At 57.3% G+C, this 15984-nt stretch carries 12 protein-coding genes and 2 pseudogenes; 5 read left to right on the top strand and 9 right to left on the bottom strand.

Features of this window, described 5'->3' with window-relative positions:
* The 4 genes and pseudogenes from NMG70_RS25340 to NMG70_RS33350 form a co-directional block, all read right to left on the bottom strand.
* Nucleotides 1-182, bottom strand: a 182-nt coding sequence (locus tag NMG70_RS25340) for a hypothetical protein (protein ID WP_254027056.1), incomplete at its 3' end; no start/stop codon positions are given.
* A gap of 26 nt (nt 183-208) precedes the next feature.
* The gene (locus tag NMG70_RS25335) at nt 209-895 is read right to left on the bottom strand and encodes a hypothetical protein (protein ID WP_254027055.1); all 687 of its coding nucleotides are present in this window, start codon (nt 893-895) and stop codon (nt 209-211) included.
* Between the two features lie 41 nt (nt 896-936).
* Entirely contained in the window at nt 937-2454 is a 1518-nt protein-coding gene (locus tag NMG70_RS25330) for a DEAD/DEAH box helicase family protein (RefSeq protein WP_254027054.1), read from the bottom strand.
* 101 nt (nt 2455-2555) lie between these two features.
* Nucleotides 2556-2685: pseudogene (locus NMG70_RS33350) on the bottom strand (transposase); the annotation flags it as partial.
* Nucleotides 2686-2977: 292 nt separating this feature from the next.
* Between NMG70_RS33350 and NMG70_RS25325 the strand changes: the two are divergent.
* Entirely contained in the window at nt 2978-4819 is a 1842-nt protein-coding gene (locus tag NMG70_RS25325) for a HipA domain-containing protein (protein ID WP_254027053.1), read from the top strand.
* A 550-nt stretch (nt 4820-5369) separates the two neighbouring features.
* On the opposite strand, the gene NMG70_RS25320 is transcribed toward NMG70_RS25325, so the two are convergent.
* Nucleotides 5370-6761, bottom strand: a complete 1392-nt coding sequence (locus NMG70_RS25320; RefSeq protein ID WP_254027052.1) for a M16 family metallopeptidase — start codon at nt 6759-6761, stop codon at nt 5370-5372.
* Between the two features lie 4 nt (nt 6762-6765).
* Complete coding sequence (locus NMG70_RS25315; RefSeq protein ID WP_436798458.1) at nt 6766-8073, bottom strand: M16 family metallopeptidase; 1308 nt, start codon at nt 8071-8073, stop codon at nt 6766-6768.
* A gap of 797 nt (nt 8074-8870) precedes the next feature.
* Between NMG70_RS25315 and NMG70_RS25310 the strand changes: the two genes are divergently transcribed.
* Nucleotides 8871-9083 (top strand): cold-shock protein, encoded by a 213-nt coding sequence (locus NMG70_RS25310; protein ID WP_095777381.1) that lies wholly within the window; start codon nt 8871-8873, stop codon nt 9081-9083.
* A 294-nt stretch (nt 9084-9377) separates the two neighbouring features.
* Here NMG70_RS25310 and NMG70_RS25305 read toward each other — a convergent pair whose 3' ends face one another.
* Entirely contained in the window at nt 9378-10346 is a 969-nt protein-coding gene (locus NMG70_RS25305; protein WP_301555185.1) for a DMT family transporter, read from the bottom strand.
* 783 nt (nt 10347-11129) lie between these two features.
* Between NMG70_RS25305 and NMG70_RS25300 the strand changes: the two genes are divergently transcribed.
* Nucleotides 11130-11963: a prephenate dehydratase gene (locus tag NMG70_RS25300; RefSeq protein ID WP_254027049.1), complete on the top strand. Its 834-nt coding sequence runs from the start codon at nt 11130-11132 to the stop codon at nt 11961-11963.
* A gap of 38 nt (nt 11964-12001) precedes the next feature.
* A pseudogene (locus tag NMG70_RS25295) lies at nt 12002-12205 on the top strand (hypothetical protein); the annotation flags it as partial.
* Between the two features lie 159 nt (nt 12206-12364).
* Here NMG70_RS25295 and hemN read toward each other — a convergent pair.
* Both hemN and NMG70_RS25285 read right to left on the bottom strand, forming a co-directional pair.
* Nucleotides 12365-13699 carry an oxygen-independent coproporphyrinogen III oxidase gene (hemN, locus tag NMG70_RS25290; RefSeq protein ID WP_254027048.1) on the bottom strand — a complete coding sequence of 445 codons (1335 nt, stop codon included), beginning with the start codon at nt 13697-13699 and terminating at the stop codon, nt 12365-12367.
* A 200-nt stretch (nt 13700-13899) separates the two neighbouring features.
* On the bottom strand, nt 13900-14367 hold the full coding sequence (locus tag NMG70_RS25285) for a Ros/MucR family transcriptional regulator (RefSeq protein ID WP_254027047.1): 468 nt from the start codon (nt 14365-14367) through the stop codon (nt 13900-13902).
* A gap of 539 nt (nt 14368-14906) precedes the next feature.
* Between NMG70_RS25285 and NMG70_RS25280 the strand changes: the two genes are divergently transcribed.
* Complete coding sequence (locus tag NMG70_RS25280) at nt 14907-15944, top strand: cytochrome-c peroxidase (RefSeq protein WP_254027057.1); 1038 nt, start codon at nt 14907-14909, stop codon at nt 15942-15944.
* Nucleotides 15945-15984 lie beyond the last annotated feature (40 nt).

The raw sequence follows: 15984 nt of genomic DNA, 5'->3' as shown, positions 1-15984 counted from the left end.
AATCGACGTTCTTCACAGCCGACTTGCCATTCTGCTAGGCCGCCAAGTTCATTGAGCAGCCCCCAACGATCAATCGCTGTTCGCCCGCGCGTGTCATCGATCTTGGCGGCCAATGCCCTCATGCGCTCAGCTAATACATTTGTCTCAACGATTAACAGATTTTCCGATGGGCTGGCTTCCAACTTGCAGGTTCCCGGAGGACCGACAATCAGCAAGCCGTCCCACACGATACCTCGTGTTTGTTATATTCTGCCGGATCATTCTTTTCAGTTTTCAGCTCGAAGGCTACACCATACGCTGTCTGTTCATCAATCCAGATGGCGTCCGGCCCAAACCCATATTCGTTGTCGGGCCGAGACGCCGCAAAGCCCAATAGCTCCCCGAAACGTCTGACAGACTCCTCCTTCGAGTTCGATGAAGCTTCAGCCGACGATAAGGTCTTTGCTTGTATCCGCAGTTTCGCGATTAGGTCCCCTAGGGCTTGAGGCCCGTGGAGATTTTCCGCCAGAAGTGTTTTCTGTAAGATGGTTTTCTTCCCATCTGCCTCCGACTTTACGTCGAACTCGCTTTTGAATGGGACATTTAGCCAAGGCGAAAGACGTGACCTCGCCTTTTTATAGTGCGCGATTGATGTGTCACTATCACCCTCCGCCTCGTAGGTGGCACCAAGCCAGACCGAGTACCACCCTGCCAACTTTGCATCTGCAAGCGCAGTGTCGTCTAATACGTCCAGCAAAGTCTTGCGCGCACCTTCTATGTCGCCCTGCCAAAGTCTTGTCATGAATGCGCATTCTGCGACAGCGGATTTCGCGAGTTGTGCCTCTCGCTCCTTCACCTTTTCTATTGCCTCAGTTGAAATCTCCAACCCGTCTACGGTTTCGCGATAGAATTTCAACCAACCCGCATCGCGGCCGATCACCTGACTAATTAAACCAGCTATACCTGCCGCATCCGCCTTATACCCTCCTGCACCGTCTGGCTCAGGATTACTTGCTTCCGGACCAAAGGCGGTAGCAACGCTAGGTTTCGCTCCGTTTTCAGCCATACATTGATATCGCCACCATGGACGACGAACGCGCTGTAATCACTGCGCCCACGATTTATGCGGCCAAGCAATTGGGTGATCCGGCCCGCCATTTTCGTAGAAAATAGATTGATGAGTGACAGGTTCTGAAAAAGGTAGTGATCCATTAGGCTCGCGCCTGATGGGGCCCCGTCAATCACCATTACCCGGCAAGTATCCTGCGGAAGGTCAATGCCGTCTATCCTCGATACGAGGATAAATGCTCCCGCCGTTGCAGCGCGAAACCTTTGGAGTTCTTCCGAAAAGTCTGCCCGCTTAGGTGGAGTTCCGATCTCTTTCCAAGGCCGCGCCTTGGGATACGACGGTACAGAAACCAACAATTTGTGGTTCTTCAAAATCTCCTGAGCCAGCGCAGTCTTTTCGACCTTATCACCGAAACGACTGGCTAAGAGAATCAGTCGCTCACCATTGCCCGCGTCATTGTCTGGCACAATTGGCTTCGGTACACGCCTGCCGAACCCTCGAACAAAATCTGTCTCGAACTCCATGGTCGCCGAAAGGTAGACCCTTCGAACACCCTTACCCAGGAATGGGTATACTCCGGTTGGAATAAATGGCGGAGAAATCTCAATTGCCGATCCGGATACGAAAACAGCGCAACGGCCAATATTCTCCCAAAGCCGCAGCGACGGGAAAAACAACTCGGTCTGCCGCCAATCTTTCACACGCTTAATGGCCTCGATGATTTGCCCTTGGCATCGAAACGCCGTCACGGGAGGGCACATGGTTACAGTTTGAGCGCCCAGTTGCTCTAGAATGACATTCAAGTGCTGAGCTTTTCCCAGTTTGTCGAACTCCGGCCGGACAATTTCAACCAGGTCATTAAATAACTGAGGAAAACGCTCTTTATCGATTGAAAGCGTAAACGCATCGCGGATCATGCGCTCGGCGACATGCGCGTCGTCAAATATTACTCCAGCGGGTGCTTTATCCTTGCTGAACGCTGTCTGAGTTGTAAACAGAGCCTGATACGTCGTAATACAAAAAGCTCGTCCAGTCTGAAACAAGTCATTGGAAAAGTCACCGGCTATACGCTTTGTATATTGAAGTCCTAGGCGCTCACATTCCCTTGATGTCTGTTCGACAAGGTCAATTGTGCTGCATACAAAGACAATCGGTCCAATATTCTCATTTACGAGGCTTTGCGCGATCAACACTCCGACGATGGATTTTCCCGCTCCCGTGTTGAGCAGAATGACGTTGTCATCAATGGTTCGATTGCCATGCCAAGATCTCAGAGCCTCCGCCTGTCCCTTCCAAAGATCGTTGGGGACATTTTTGAGGTTCGGAGTCTTTGCAAAAATCTCGAACGGATCGGTCGGCGCGCTAGTGCCCTTTGGTCGAGAAAGGTTGTCAAAATTCAATGCCATCGTGCGCCTCCCGCATGCGCTTGAATGATAGTGAGCAAAAATGATTCCCGGAAGCCTCGGCGTTCTAGATCAGCTACGGCTACTTTGCGGTTGCGAATTTACGCTGTGCCTCCCTCGCTCAAGAGCCGACGCCTGCGATACAAGATTTGGCGCTACCCCAAACCGCCGTGCCGCGGAGGAAACCGTCTCCCCTGGGGCACAGCTCTGTTCGATGATCTGCAGTTTGCGTTCATTGTCCGGCGTCGACGCGGCCGTTTGGGCAATCCGCCAGGCCGGTGCGCGGGGGGGCATAACCCAGGCCGGACTCATCGCTTCCCGCTCGGCGCGCACACTCATTCGGCGGGTCCCATTGCTCGATCGGAATTAGCAGTGAATTCGGCAAACCAGCAGGTCGAGAAGGGAGACGAGTAGGCTGGCGATGCCAGTAGACAGGCATGACCTTCGCGCATTTCAGATGCGAGAAAGTCCTTGACTATTGGTACTCTCTGACGGACTGTCACGCATCTGAAATGCGAGAAAGTCCGTGTCCATACTGCTGGTCAGAGAGACGATAGACAAGCGACGCGCGCATGCATTAGCGGCGGCAGGGGAGCTTGTCCCGCTCGTCCGCGGAGTTTATGCCCATTCGGGCGAAGACATCGAGCAAGCCGTGCTGGACCATGCCGTGCGCATTGCACGCTATCTCTATCCTACTGCTTATCTGTCGTCGGCCTCTGCCCAACTTCTCGCTCCAACACCTGATGGCCGCCTGTTCGTTAGCGGTCGGCGCAACCAACGAACTCGGTTACGGACGCTCGAAATAATTCAGAACGAGGCGCCCCCCCATCCTTCGACTGCGTCTGCGGTGGTAGGGGACGATCTCGGCGAGTTGCGAATTGACGTTTCCTCGCCGCGCCAACGCTTCCTGGAAGCGTTTCGGTTGCGAAGCGAGCATGCGAGCGCCATCACCGAACCGATGCGCGCCGAGATGGCGGCAAGACTCATAGAGGAGTACGGCTCGCCACACATGGCCTCTGACGCGGTCTGGGCGTTGGCTCGCGAGAACGGATGGTACCGCGAAGGGGAGGGCGCTGAGCGTTATCTGATTGCGCGCCGGTCGGCGGCCAAGGGCCCCGTTAACAAGGCGGCGCTGGATCTCCTTGTGGCATGGCATGGGGACCCCCTCGGTCGGATAATCCATGATGGGTTCGAATGGCGCTGGAAGCCTGTGAGGCGCAGCGGCCCGCCACTCGTTCGACAGGGTGCAACAGGCAAGCTGCCGGCTTTCATCGAGTCGCTCCTCCCAGAAGGATGGCTCGCACAAGTGCTGCATCAGCGGGATGAACGCGAAGCACTGCGACGTGGCAAACGCTACATGTCAAATATCGCGGTCGTCGAGAGCCAAGCTGAGCTCAATGCCCTGCCGCGGGACAAACTCGACACCGAGCTTGTCGCGTTCATCGACGATGGGCGCTTCACTGGTCGATACCTCGGCCCGTCGCGAGGCGAGATCCAGGAAACATTCGAGCACAACTTGGCTCAGCTGTTTGCGCGCGCGGAAACGCCCAGACTGTCGGGTGTTCAGATCAAGGCGCCGATGAATTTGGGATCGGACGGCGAGCTGCTGCCCGCGATCGACCTGCCGTTTACTCACGTGCTTAAGCCGGCCGGAACCGCGGGCTTCGAAATGCTGCCGGTCGTCGAATGGCTCTGTCTTGAACTTGGTCGCGCAGCGGGCTTCCAGGTTCCGGCCGCCGCGCTTATCGACATGCCGGATGGGATGTCGCCTGCATTGGTCGTCGAACGGTTCGACGTGCGACGCGGACCTACTGATCGACGCTTCCTGGCGCTCGAGGATTTTTGTTCGGTTCTCGATCTGCCGGCCTCCGCCAAATACGACGGCACGATCGAGCGTATGGCGCGGGGTTTGCGGCCGCTTTCGACCGATCCTGCCGCCGACATCGAGACTTTGTTCCGCCGGGCGTTTTTTGCGTGGCTAATCGCCGACGGAGACATGCATCTCAAAAATCTGGCGCTCCTCAAGATTGCAGAGTCCGGCTCGAAGCGGTTCGACACCGTGCGGTTCGCGCCCCTCTACGACGCTGTTACGACCCGTGTCTTTCCGGGGCTTGGTGGAGATCGTATGGCCCTGAAGCTCAACGGTAAGGACGACCGGCTTACGCGGCAGGACTTCCTAACCCTGGCGCGCACGATCGAGCTGCCGGTCGCTCGCGCGGAAGAAGCGACAGGTTCGATCGCCGCTGCCCTGCGCAAGGCAGTGCCTACGCTGGCTCTGCCGTCGTTTCTCGAACGGGCTGATGCTGCTCAAACAGCGGCGGAGCGAGTGAAGGCGATCGTGCGCGACCGCGCCGAGGCGTTTCAATGAGCACCAACGCGGTCAAGACCTATGTCGACGTTCCCGATCTGGATTGGTTCGAATTTCTGTCTGCCAGGACGTAGACGAAGTGAACTTCTGGCAGCCCGGGGGGCGGTCGCAGGTCCGCCCGAGGCAACCGGGCGAACTCTTTCTCTTCAAGCTTCATAGCCCCAACAACTTCATTATCGGTGGTGGGTTGTTCCGATATGCGTCGATTGTACTTCACTCGGGTGGGAGCATTCGGGGTGGTGAACGGCGCTGAGTCCTTGGAGGAGATGCGACAACGGGGTTGCGCGATATCGGCGCGAGCCCGTCGAACATCGAATCGGTTACTCCATCGGAAGCCGGATTCTGGAGCAGCCGTCTTCTGGCCGCGGGAGCTGTGCATTCCGATTGCCGACCGCTGGGCTCCCAGCATCGTCGTAGGGAAGCCTTTTGACACCGGCCGGGGATGTGAGATGTAGCAAGGACAAGCATCAAATAGACAATTGTACTTCTGTGCACCTCTATGGCGGCGGAGACGGTCAGCAACTATTGTAGAGCGCGAGACTGTTCGTCGTCACGGTACGCCGCCAAGCCGCTGGCCAACGCCCATAATGGCGGGCTCGGCCGACAGCAGTTTCTTCGCCGCCGCTCTGACTTGGTCGAGCGTCACCTGCTTGATGAAGGCCGGGCGCCGTTGGATGTAGTCTATGCCGCGCTTGTCGAGCTGCAGCCCGACAAGCGTGGCTGAAATCGAGCTGGAAGAACCCAGATTGTCGATAGCATAGGCGCCGATCAGATACTTCTTGCTCGCTTCGAGTTCGGCCGCTGTTGGGCCTGTGTCCACCAAGGCCTTGATTACTTGTCTTATCAGGTCGAGCGTCTCGGCCGCCCTGTCGGCGCGCGTCGAGGTGGTCACGACAAGCGTGTTGGAATGCTGGTAGCCTTCCAAGCTAGAGGACACACCGTAGGCTAGGCCGCGCTTTTCGCGTACTTCCTGGAACAGACGTGAGGTAAAAGACGAGCCTCCGAGTATATCGTTTATCAGCTGCGCGGCATAGAATTCCGGGTCGCTGCGTCCGATGCCGGGAAAAGCCAGCTGGAGCGAAGTCTGGGGCAGGGCATATGCGACCAGCGTCCACTGGCCGAGGTTCGGGGTGACATCAGGTACCGGGGCGAGCGCCTGCTTCTGAGGCAAGTCGCCGAACAACTGGTCGAGCCTTGCACTCAGGGCTTTGGCATCTATGTCGCCGACGACCGCCACGTGAAGCCCCTCGCGGGCGAACGCGGCCTTGTGGAAGGCGCTTAGATCGGCGGGCGTTATGCGGGCCAGGCTTTCCCTGGTGCCCTCGGGCGGCCTCGAATACGGATGGGTGCCGTAGAGTCTGCGCCGCCATGCAAGCTCGGCGATTGCGTGAGGTTCGCGCTCGTTGGTCGTGATTTCGGAGAGAAGCTGGGCGCGGATGCGCTCGACCGGCGCCGGATCGAAGCGGGGCCTGTTCACCGCGAGCCTGATGAGACCGAATGCGGCTTCCTGGCGCTCGGAAAGCATGCGCATCGAGCCATGGATGCCGTCACGCCGCGCGTCGAAGCTCATCTCAGCCCCGGCGTCATCGAGCTGCACCTGAAAGGTGTCGCTGTCGTAATCGCCGGCACCCTCGTCGAACAAGCCGATCATCAAATTTGCAAGCCCCTCCTTACCGACCGGGTCCTGGGTGGTGCCGCCGTCGAAGACCAAGTGGAGCGTGACGATCGGCAGCGTATGGTCTTCCACCAGCCAGGCGGTGATCCCCTTTTCAGACTTCACCTCCTGGATGTTCACCGCAGCACGGGCGGTGAGCGGCGGCAGGATGAGGAAGAAAACAGCAACGGAAAGGACAGCCAGCCAGGAGGCAAGGCGCGCGGCCCTCCCTCCTCCGACAGGAGAGGACAATGCTTGTGCAACGGCGCTGCGGAGTTGGTTCGGCATTGCATCAATTCTCCTTGGGCAAGAGATATCCAGTGGTCGAATGGTTGGACACGAGATAACGGGCGGCAACGGCCTTAACTTGATCGGCGGTGACCTTGCGAATGCGGTCCGGCCATTCCTCGACGTCTTTCACATTGCCGCCGCTGGCAAGCGTGGAGCCATACATGTTGGCGACGGAGTTCTGCTCGTCATGGTCGAAGATTACCGAGCGGACATAGCGTTCTTTCGTCTTCTCCAGCTCGTCGGTGGTGACGCCGTTCCTGGCGATGCGCGCGATCTCGGCGTCGACTGCGGCCTCGATGTCGGCAAGTTTGGCGTAGCCGCGCGGTGAGCCGTGGATGCTGAAGTGGCTGGCATCCAGCATGGTGCCCTCGAAATAGGCGCCGGCCGCTGCGGCTATTCCTTGCTGGACGACAAGCGCCTGGTACAGCCGGCTGCGGTTGCCCCCGCCGAGAATCTGGGCCAGCAGGTCCAGCGCCTCGGCTTCGCCGGGCTCAGCGGTGCGATAGGACGGCACCACCCAATGTCTGGAGAAGAAGGGGACCGCAACGCGGGCATCGCTCAGCGTCAATGTGCGCCTGGTGTTCTGCACCGGCTCAGACGGGCGGTCGCGTGGCGGCAGATCCGGTCCACGCGGGACCTTACCATAGGTCTTCTCGGCCAGCGACTTCACCGTCTCGGGCTCGACGTCGCCTGCCACCACCAGCACGGCGTTGTTCGGCCGGTAGTAATTGTCATAAAAAGCCACGGCGTCGGTGCGGTTCAGCTTCTCGATCTCGTGCATCCAGCCGATCACCGGGATGCGGTAGGGCTGGCTCTGCCAGAGCGTGGTGACGACCTCCTCATTGAGAACCGCCTCTGGATCGTTGTCGATCCTCAATCGACGCTCCTCGAGGATCACGTCCCGCTCGGTGTTGACGACATCATCCGTGAGGGTGAGATTGCGCATGCGGTCAGCCTCGAAGCTCATCATCTGCTCCAATGCCGAGGGCGCCACTCTTTCGTAGAAGGCGGTATAGTCGTAAGAGGTGAAGGCGTTGTGCGAGCCGCCGATCTCGGCCACCGCGCGGGTCAACTCGCCGGCGGCGTGCTTGGCCGTCGCTTTGAACATCAGATGCTCGGAAAAATGCGCGATACCGGATTTCCCCGGCGGCTCGTCGGCGCTGCCGATCTTGTACCACACCATATGAGTGACGATGGGCGCGCGGTGATCGGGGATGACGACCACCTCCATGCCGTTGTCGAGCAGGAAATTCGTTGCCTTGATGTCATCGGTAGCCGCCAGAACCGGAGCGGTGGTCACAATCGCCAGCGCGGTCGCAAAAAGTGTCCCGCGCAGCCAGCCAGACCAAAGATTTGTCGATGGCTTCGGTTGTGGTGATCCGGCGATGGGCAAGGTTCGAGCCGAAGTGAGTTGTCCCTCATTTTGAGCCTGCTGCTTCCTCGTCGCCCTCACTGGGAGAAAGTGGATCGGTGGGCAGCGCCGGGCCAGATGAGCCCTCAGCATGCTGCCAAGCCCGACTCGAGCGTTATCTCAGAGTGCGTCGGGGAAAGGTGGGGCGGCATTTTTTGGTGGGGGATCATAGGACGACTCTCCTGGCTTCACGACGCGTTTGCGATGACCGCGCACGAACGGTGCCAAATGAGAAAACCGTTTGGGCAATGTGATTGATCGGACCCTGCTGTGTTGCGTATCCGACATTGTCGGACATCTTACACCGCCGAAATGGGGAGCGCTTGCCGCTTAAAAAGGTGGCTAGGTAAACTACCCGAGCGACGAATATGGTGGCGTTAGCGCGCGCCCGTAGTTGCTGGGTCGTCAGCGTACCCTCGCTCACATCGGTAGATAACAGATCCCGTGGTAGGACTCCAACCAGCGATAGACGCGGATCTGCAACTTTCCGGAGCGTTGCAGGCATCGCTGTCTTTTGGGCCATTCCGAGCGCCAGCGCGGGACATACTTCCAGGCTGTCATGATAGCCTTGCGAGCCGCTGTTGCGATTGGCTTGGCTTTTGCAATTTTCGCTTTTGCTGCTTTTGAAATCTCGGATATGAATCGGACTGGCTTATGGCCTGCCCACATTGAAATGGATACAAAGGAATACGTCTATGGCGACCGGAACGGTAAAGTGGTTCAACAGCACCAAGGGATTTGGATTCATCCAGCCCGACAATGGCGGTCAGGATGTTTTCGTCCACATTTCCGCTGTCGAACGAGCGGGCCTTTCGACCCTTAATGAGGGCCAGAAGATCAACTACGAGATCGAACAGGACCGCCGTACTGGCAAGTCCTCCGCCGGCAGTCTCAGCAAAGCTGGCTGAACTTTTCTGCTTCTGCCCGGCAAGAGCCGGGCAGACCTGCCACTGACCGCCCCATAAGAGCGGGCAAGAACATGGCTTCCATCGCAGACCGGGCGCAGATGCGGGAAGATGCTAATTTCTACTGAAACAAGATGCTTGCGAGTGAAGAGGGGTGGTCCCCGGCTTCTTATTTTCTGCAGCAGATTCTTCGCGGCAGATGCCGCCGGTAGCTGTACGCATCAGAACGAATGTGGATAGATGACATCAAGCTGCGACCTTCTTGTGGGTCCCGGTCCCTTCACACACCGCTCAGTGCTAGCTCGCGCCGCCTTCGCGTTCGGATCTGATGGACCTCGTCATCACTACGAGATAGCCGACCACCGCGACAGTAATGATACTTCCTCCGATGAGGTCTGAACGAGTCGGCATTTCACTGAATGCGAGCCAGGTCCATAATGGCGCGAGTGGCGCTTCCAGTGCCAGAATCAGAGAGACCTGGCACGCCGGAAGTTGACGAGTGCCGGCCAGGAAGAAAACAGCAGGAAACGCGAGTTGCACGAAACCGAACAAAGCGAGAAGTCCCAGATCTCGGAGATTCGGAAAAAAAGGTTCGCAAAACCAAAAGCTGACCAGGGCAACCAAAGCATTGGCCAAACAGATGAAGGATAGAACCGACTCTTCTCGGTGGCGACGGATCAGCACGGTAGTGATCGACATCGTGACAGTCGTGACAATCGCAAAGGCGTTGCCAAACAGTTCAGATTTCGATCCTGCTCCAGAAACGAGCACATAGGTGCCTATGAGGATGGTTATCGCTGCTACAATGGTCGCTGGGCGAAGGTCCTCACTCAGCCATAACCACGCCAAGATGCCCGTCAAGACTGGTCCAGCAGAAAAGATGATGAATGCGTTGGCAGTTGAGGTAAACTGACACGCTGGGATGAATGCGAGCATATTAACAGCGAGACAGATCGCGATGGCCATGCCCTGCATTGTCGGCCGAAAGCCGGCTCTATGACCAGTTACAAGTAGATAAACTGCAAGGAAAGCCGCCGCAAACACGCTGCGCCAAAACAAAATTGTCCAAGTAGAAATCGGCAGGGCCCTTACGAACATTCCTGCAGTGCTCGTAGCGACCGCAGAAACTATAAGAAAGAGAATCGCGCGTATATAATTGTCCCGAAGCAGTGCAGTCGACGCACTGCTCAACGCCTGCGGTGCTAGCCGCCTCCACCAGGCGGAACGTGCTGTGGCCGGCCGCTCTCGATCTGGTGGCCTACCCATTGCTCGCGCCTTTACCGAGAAAGGAGACACCATTGAGCGATGGGTGCGGTTTCCTGAGAAGCCATTGGCTGAAGTTGGCGCAAGATGGATCAGGAACACTCACGTATTGTGTTGCGCAGCTCAAACTAAGCAGCGTCGTCACCTCACGAGGCTTCACTTAAGCAGCCGCTGCATAGGACACCATTGCGCACACTCCCCTCCGCCGCAGCGATCTCCAGAATCCGAGCTTCTCAACCTGCGAGATAACCATTGGCCTGCAACGCCGAAATGGTTGGCGGCCGTTCGGTAATGAAGCCGTTATTGTTGCAAGGTTCTGAAGATCATCTAAGTTAATTTGGGCAAAGTGGCGACGGTTTGATGTCGATACTGTAAAATAATACTTGCAAATGTGCATCTTATGTGAACATGTAATATGAATTGTGAAAGTTGTGTTGTCTCCTATTGACAGTTAGCTTGTCCATATGATGACACAGCTAAATAGCAAAGCCGGAGCCGAAGCAAGTGGTCAAGGGCAATACCATGCCTATCCCGCGGAGCTTGAAGGATTGGATCGAGGAAGGTCGTATCGCTAATGAGGACCGATTCGGTGATCTTGAGTTCCAGCCGATGGGTAGACAGCCCCGTCTTGGTCGGGATTCGTTTGAATGCACTCTGTATTCTGATGGTTAGCCAAGCCTAGCCTCGAGTTCAATCGATCGGAATATTTTCATGTCATGAACCTCTCTACATGTGAATCATGGAATGAGAGGTCTGACGCACTCTCGATCGAGTGTGGCCGGGGAAATGAACGAGCAGTTCAAGCAGCTTCCAGCGATTGACATCTCCGGGATCAAGAGGGCCGGGTACATTGGCCCCGAGGGGACCTGGACCCATCAAGCCACGCTGGACCTCTTTGGTGACCAAGTTGAACTCGTTCCATTCAGCGACGGATTGTTCGAAGCATATGAAAATGGCTTCGTCGACGTTGCTTGCGCCCCAGCCACGACCTCTCTGGTCGGAACCACTCCTTACCTCGATCAGATCCTGAGCTTGAAGTCTCCCAGGATTATCGCCGAGTATCCGAAGGTCCTGAGCTACAGCCTCATTGCGAGCAAGGATGCGAGTTTCTCGACGATCACCAAGGTAATGGGGCACCCCGTAGCCTTGCAGGAGGTGGCCGCATGGCTTGACGAGAACATGCCGAACGTCGAGCGAGAGAGCCGCATGGGAACGACATCTTTCGTGGCTGAGCAAAAAGCTCCCTCGATAGCGGCATTTGGTCCTGCACTTGGAGCCAAGCTGTACGATCTGCAGATCTTGCGAACAGGAATCGAAGAAGGCCTACATAACGTAACCCGGTGGTGGGTGCTTGGGCGCAAGACCCCTGCGCCGACAGGATTCGACCGGACGACACTTCATCTCCGCGTTTCAGAGCAAAACCTCAGTTATGTACTGAACATGTTCTCGAAGGAGGATTTAGTGGTTCTCAATATCTATGAGCGTCCGACATGCGAGCGGCTGGACACCCATCAGTATGTCGTCGATGTCGCTGGACACGTTTCGACGCACCCGGCGCTGGCTGCCCTGGCGACGATCGATGGCATTAGGATTCTGGGATCGTACCCACGTCTTTACTAGCTATGGCTAAGCTAGTTTTCGTCCATGACGCCAAACTGTTGATCCTCATCACTGATGAAAAAGGGGCAGCCGCATCGAAACTTGACACGATACACACGATCGTGCTCCCGGCCACCGACGAGATCATCGCGGCGATGATGTTCTCGTTGCCGATCAAGCTTCTTGCCTAGCAAACGGCGGAATTCATGGGCACAGATGTCGAGCAGCCGCGCGATCTCGCAAAATCAGTCACCGTCGAATGATTGTGACGCGTTCATAGGCGGCAACGCTCGTCCATTCGGAAAACGTTAAGCACTTCAAGCGGCGCAAGAGCGCCATCACCGGCGCTGCGGTGATTTACGAGCGTGCCGTTAGCAACGAGCGGTCATCCCTATGGCCTCGCCCACGCTGCTTGGATGTGCTTACGGGCCAACCCGGTCGAGAAAAGCATCGAATGCGGCAGCAACAGCGCGAACCACGAAGCGATGCTCCTGCCGCACTCGGATGAAACCCTTTTCGATGTCCACGATCCCGTCCTCGGCCAGCATCGCCAAGCGTTCAGCTGAATCGAGAAAACGGATCGGATCAAATCCATGGGCCGCACAGATTGCCGGCACATCGGCCTCCAAATCGCACATCAGCCGCTCGATGATGGCGGCTCGCGCGCCGTCTTCGTTTGTGAGCCGGTAACCTTTTGACGTCGCCAGATGGCCAGCTGCTATATGCCGGCTGTAGGACTCACGTTTCACCTCGTTCTGGACGTAACCCTCGCCGACCCGCCCGATAGCCGACGCGCCGAAACCGATCAGGGTTTTGCAGGTGTCGGCCGAGTAACCCAGCGAGTTACGCCGTAGCCGACCACTGGTCTGGGCCAGCGTAAGTTCGTCGTCCGGCAAGGCGAAATGGTCGAGGCCGATCTCTCGGTAGCCGGCCGCAACCAGCGTCTCTGCCACGGCCGCAGCCTGTTCGGCGCGGGCGACGCTGTCCGGCAGCGCAGTATTCTCGATCAGGCGCTGATTCCTTATCACCGATGGAATGTGCGCGTAGCCGAACACGGCAAGCCGGTTGGGACGCATGGCGACAGTCGCCGCCGCAGTCTGGACGCAGGACTCTACCGTCTGATTCGGAAGACCGAAAATGAGATCGAAGTTGATGCCGCTTACTCCGTGCCGGCGCAGCTCTTCGACCGCAGCGGCCGTCTGCGCCTCGCTCTGTACCCGGTTGATGGCTTTTTGAACAATCGGATCAAAGCTCTGCACCCCGAGACTCGCGCGGCTCACATTGGCTGCTCCCAATGCTTCGGCGATCTCGGCCGTGAACGTGCGCGGGTCAATTTCGACGGCGATCGTAGCGGGCTCCCTGAACGCGAAGCGGCAGCGCAGGAGTTCGATCATGGCCACGAACTCCGCTGCCCCGATGAGGGTCGGGGTTCCACCGCCGAAATGCACGTCGTTCACGACGAGCCCCTGCTGCACTTGCTCCGAGACCAAACGGATCTCGTCACGCAGAACGGCCAGATAATTGAGGATCGGTCCCTGATTGCGGGCAATCCTGGTCGGGAAGCCGCAATACCAGCAAATCGATCGGCAGAACGGAATGTGGAGATAGAGCGACACCGGATCGTCAGCCGGCAGACCTCTTAACCATCCCTCATAGCTTTCGGCCCCGACGCTGGCGGAGAACTCCGGCACAGTCGGATAGATGGTGTACCAAGGCAGGAGAGCCTCGCGATATTTTTTCAGGATCGAGGTCTGCAACAGTTTCGTCCCGGGCTGAAAAGTTGGTCCTTTTACCGCTGCGGTCTCCTGTGTCTCTGCGCTATGTCAATTCCATTCCGCTTCGCGGCGCGTAATAACACGTGCAAGGAAAAGGCGGGATTTGATCCCGCCTTTTCGATGTTTCGCTCACATCATGCTGATCGAGCCGCCAGCCCCACAACGGGTCTGGATGGAGGAAGTCACGCTGGTACCTTCTTTCTAGACCGCTTCTCGGGCACCGAGACTTCAGGCTCTTTCGGTTTGCGGCCGAGTCCCATTGTCTTGGCCAGGGCAGAGCGCGCAGCCGCATAGTTTGGCGCGACCATGGGATAGTCCGCCGGCAGACCCCATTTGGCGCGATATTCATTAGGGGTCAGCCCGTAATGGGTCGACAGATGACGCTTTAGCGATTTGAATTTCTTGCCGTCCTCAAGGGAGATAATGTAGTCCGGCGTCACCGATTTTCTGATCGGGACCGCCGGCGTCAACACCGTCGGCTCTTGTGCCGAGACGCGACCGGCCGCCGTGCCTTTCAAAGCTTCGTGCACTTGGCCGATCAGGGCAGATAGATCCCCCACCGGAACGGGATTGTTGGAAACATAGGCTGAGACAACATCTGCGGTAAGCTGGATGAGGTTGTCGATATTTTTGAAGTCTTCTTCTGGCATGAAACTCTCCGGTGGATTGGTCTGCGGAGCGTCGCTTCTAGTGGTGATTTTCGGTGAAAGCAACAAATCTCGCGACAGGATTGTTCGTTGCTCGTCCAACATTGAGGTCTATAGCGCACATCACGCTGTCGTGACACTTATCTGCGCGGTAATGGCTGTCCATAACTGCGCCAGTATCCGCCGTTCAGTCCCGATCTCGCCCGTTTGAACTGCAAAAGGAAGACGCAGAAAGCTTGTAAAGCACCATGAGCCGTGCACTCGCTGGGGGCAGAAAACCTTGCGCGTATGAAACAGGTTGGCGTTGCGGCAGCATATGGCGACAGGCCACGGAACCGACCAAACCCTCAGGCGAACAAACAGCGATTGCGCGCGCCCACCATTGGAATCCGCCGCTGGGCGATAATACACCGCAGTCACAGTTTCCGCCGCTCGATTGGCTGGTCGGCAGGCACGATTCCCTCGATCCGATGATCTAGCGCAGGGCGTTCGCAAGCCGCATGTGGAGAATGGTTTACGTGCACATCGCAAGGACTCCATTTATGAAAATTCTATTCACTGCGATGGCTGTTGCGCTGGTGGCAGCCACAGCTTTTGCTGCGCAGTTCATTCCGCCAGACCTCAGAGAAACGGCACTGGCCACCTTCGAGCCCTTGCCATTCACGCCGGCGCTCACCAACAACCCGATCACGCCGGAGAAGATTGCCCTCGGCAAGGCACTGTTCTTCGATCCACGCCTCTCGTCCTCAGGCGTTTTCTCCTGCAACTCGTGCCACAACCTGGCCACCGGGGGCGACGACAATCGTGAAACTTCGATTGGGCATGGTTGGCAGAACGGGCAGCGCAACGCGCCGACGGTGTTTAACTCTGTCTTCAACAAATCGCAGTTCTGGGACGGTCGCGCCGAAGACCTGAAAGCTCAGGCCAAAGGGCCGATACAGGCCGGTGTCGAAATGGCCAACACATCGCATCGAGTAGTCGAGACGTTCAAATCGATGCCGCAATATGTGGAGTGGTTCCATTCAGCTTTCCCGGATGAAGCCGATCCCATCACCTTCGAAAACGTAGCCAATGCACTCGCAGACTACGAGGCGACACTGGTCACGCCGGCCCCCTTCGACGCCTTCCTCAATGGCGATGACACCGCCATCGGTCCCAAAGAGAAACAGGGCCTGGCCCTTTTCATCGAAAAGGGCTGCTCGTCCTGCCATTCGGGTGTCAATCTTGGTGGGGAAGGCTATTATCCATTCGGCCTCGTTGAGAAGCCTACCGCCGACGTTCTGCCGGAGAACGACAAGGGACGATTTGCCGTCACCAATGTACCAGAGGATTCCTATGTTTTCCGCGTGCCGTCGCTGCGCAACGTAGCAATCACCGCGCCATACTTTCATTCGGGCAAGGTCTGGGACCTGAGACAGGCGGTCGCTATTATGGGCACCACCCAGCTTGGCCAAGAGCTAACGCAAATCGAAATCGATCGGATCGTTGCCTACCTTCATTCGCTGACCGGAAAGCGACCGGAGATCGCATATCCCATCTTGCCGCCTGAAACGCCCACGACACCTCGAGCTCGGTCGTAGGCGTTGGGAAAACAGACGATCGCGTCGCGTCTGTGAGCAT

Source organism: Mesorhizobium ventifaucium, from assembly GCF_935822925.1.
In the GTDB taxonomy this organism is placed as follows: Bacteria; Pseudomonadota; Alphaproteobacteria; order Rhizobiales; family Rhizobiaceae; genus Mesorhizobium; species Mesorhizobium ventifaucium.
Note: the sequence above shows the minus strand (reverse complement) of the source record. Positions and strands in the feature narration are given on the sequence as shown.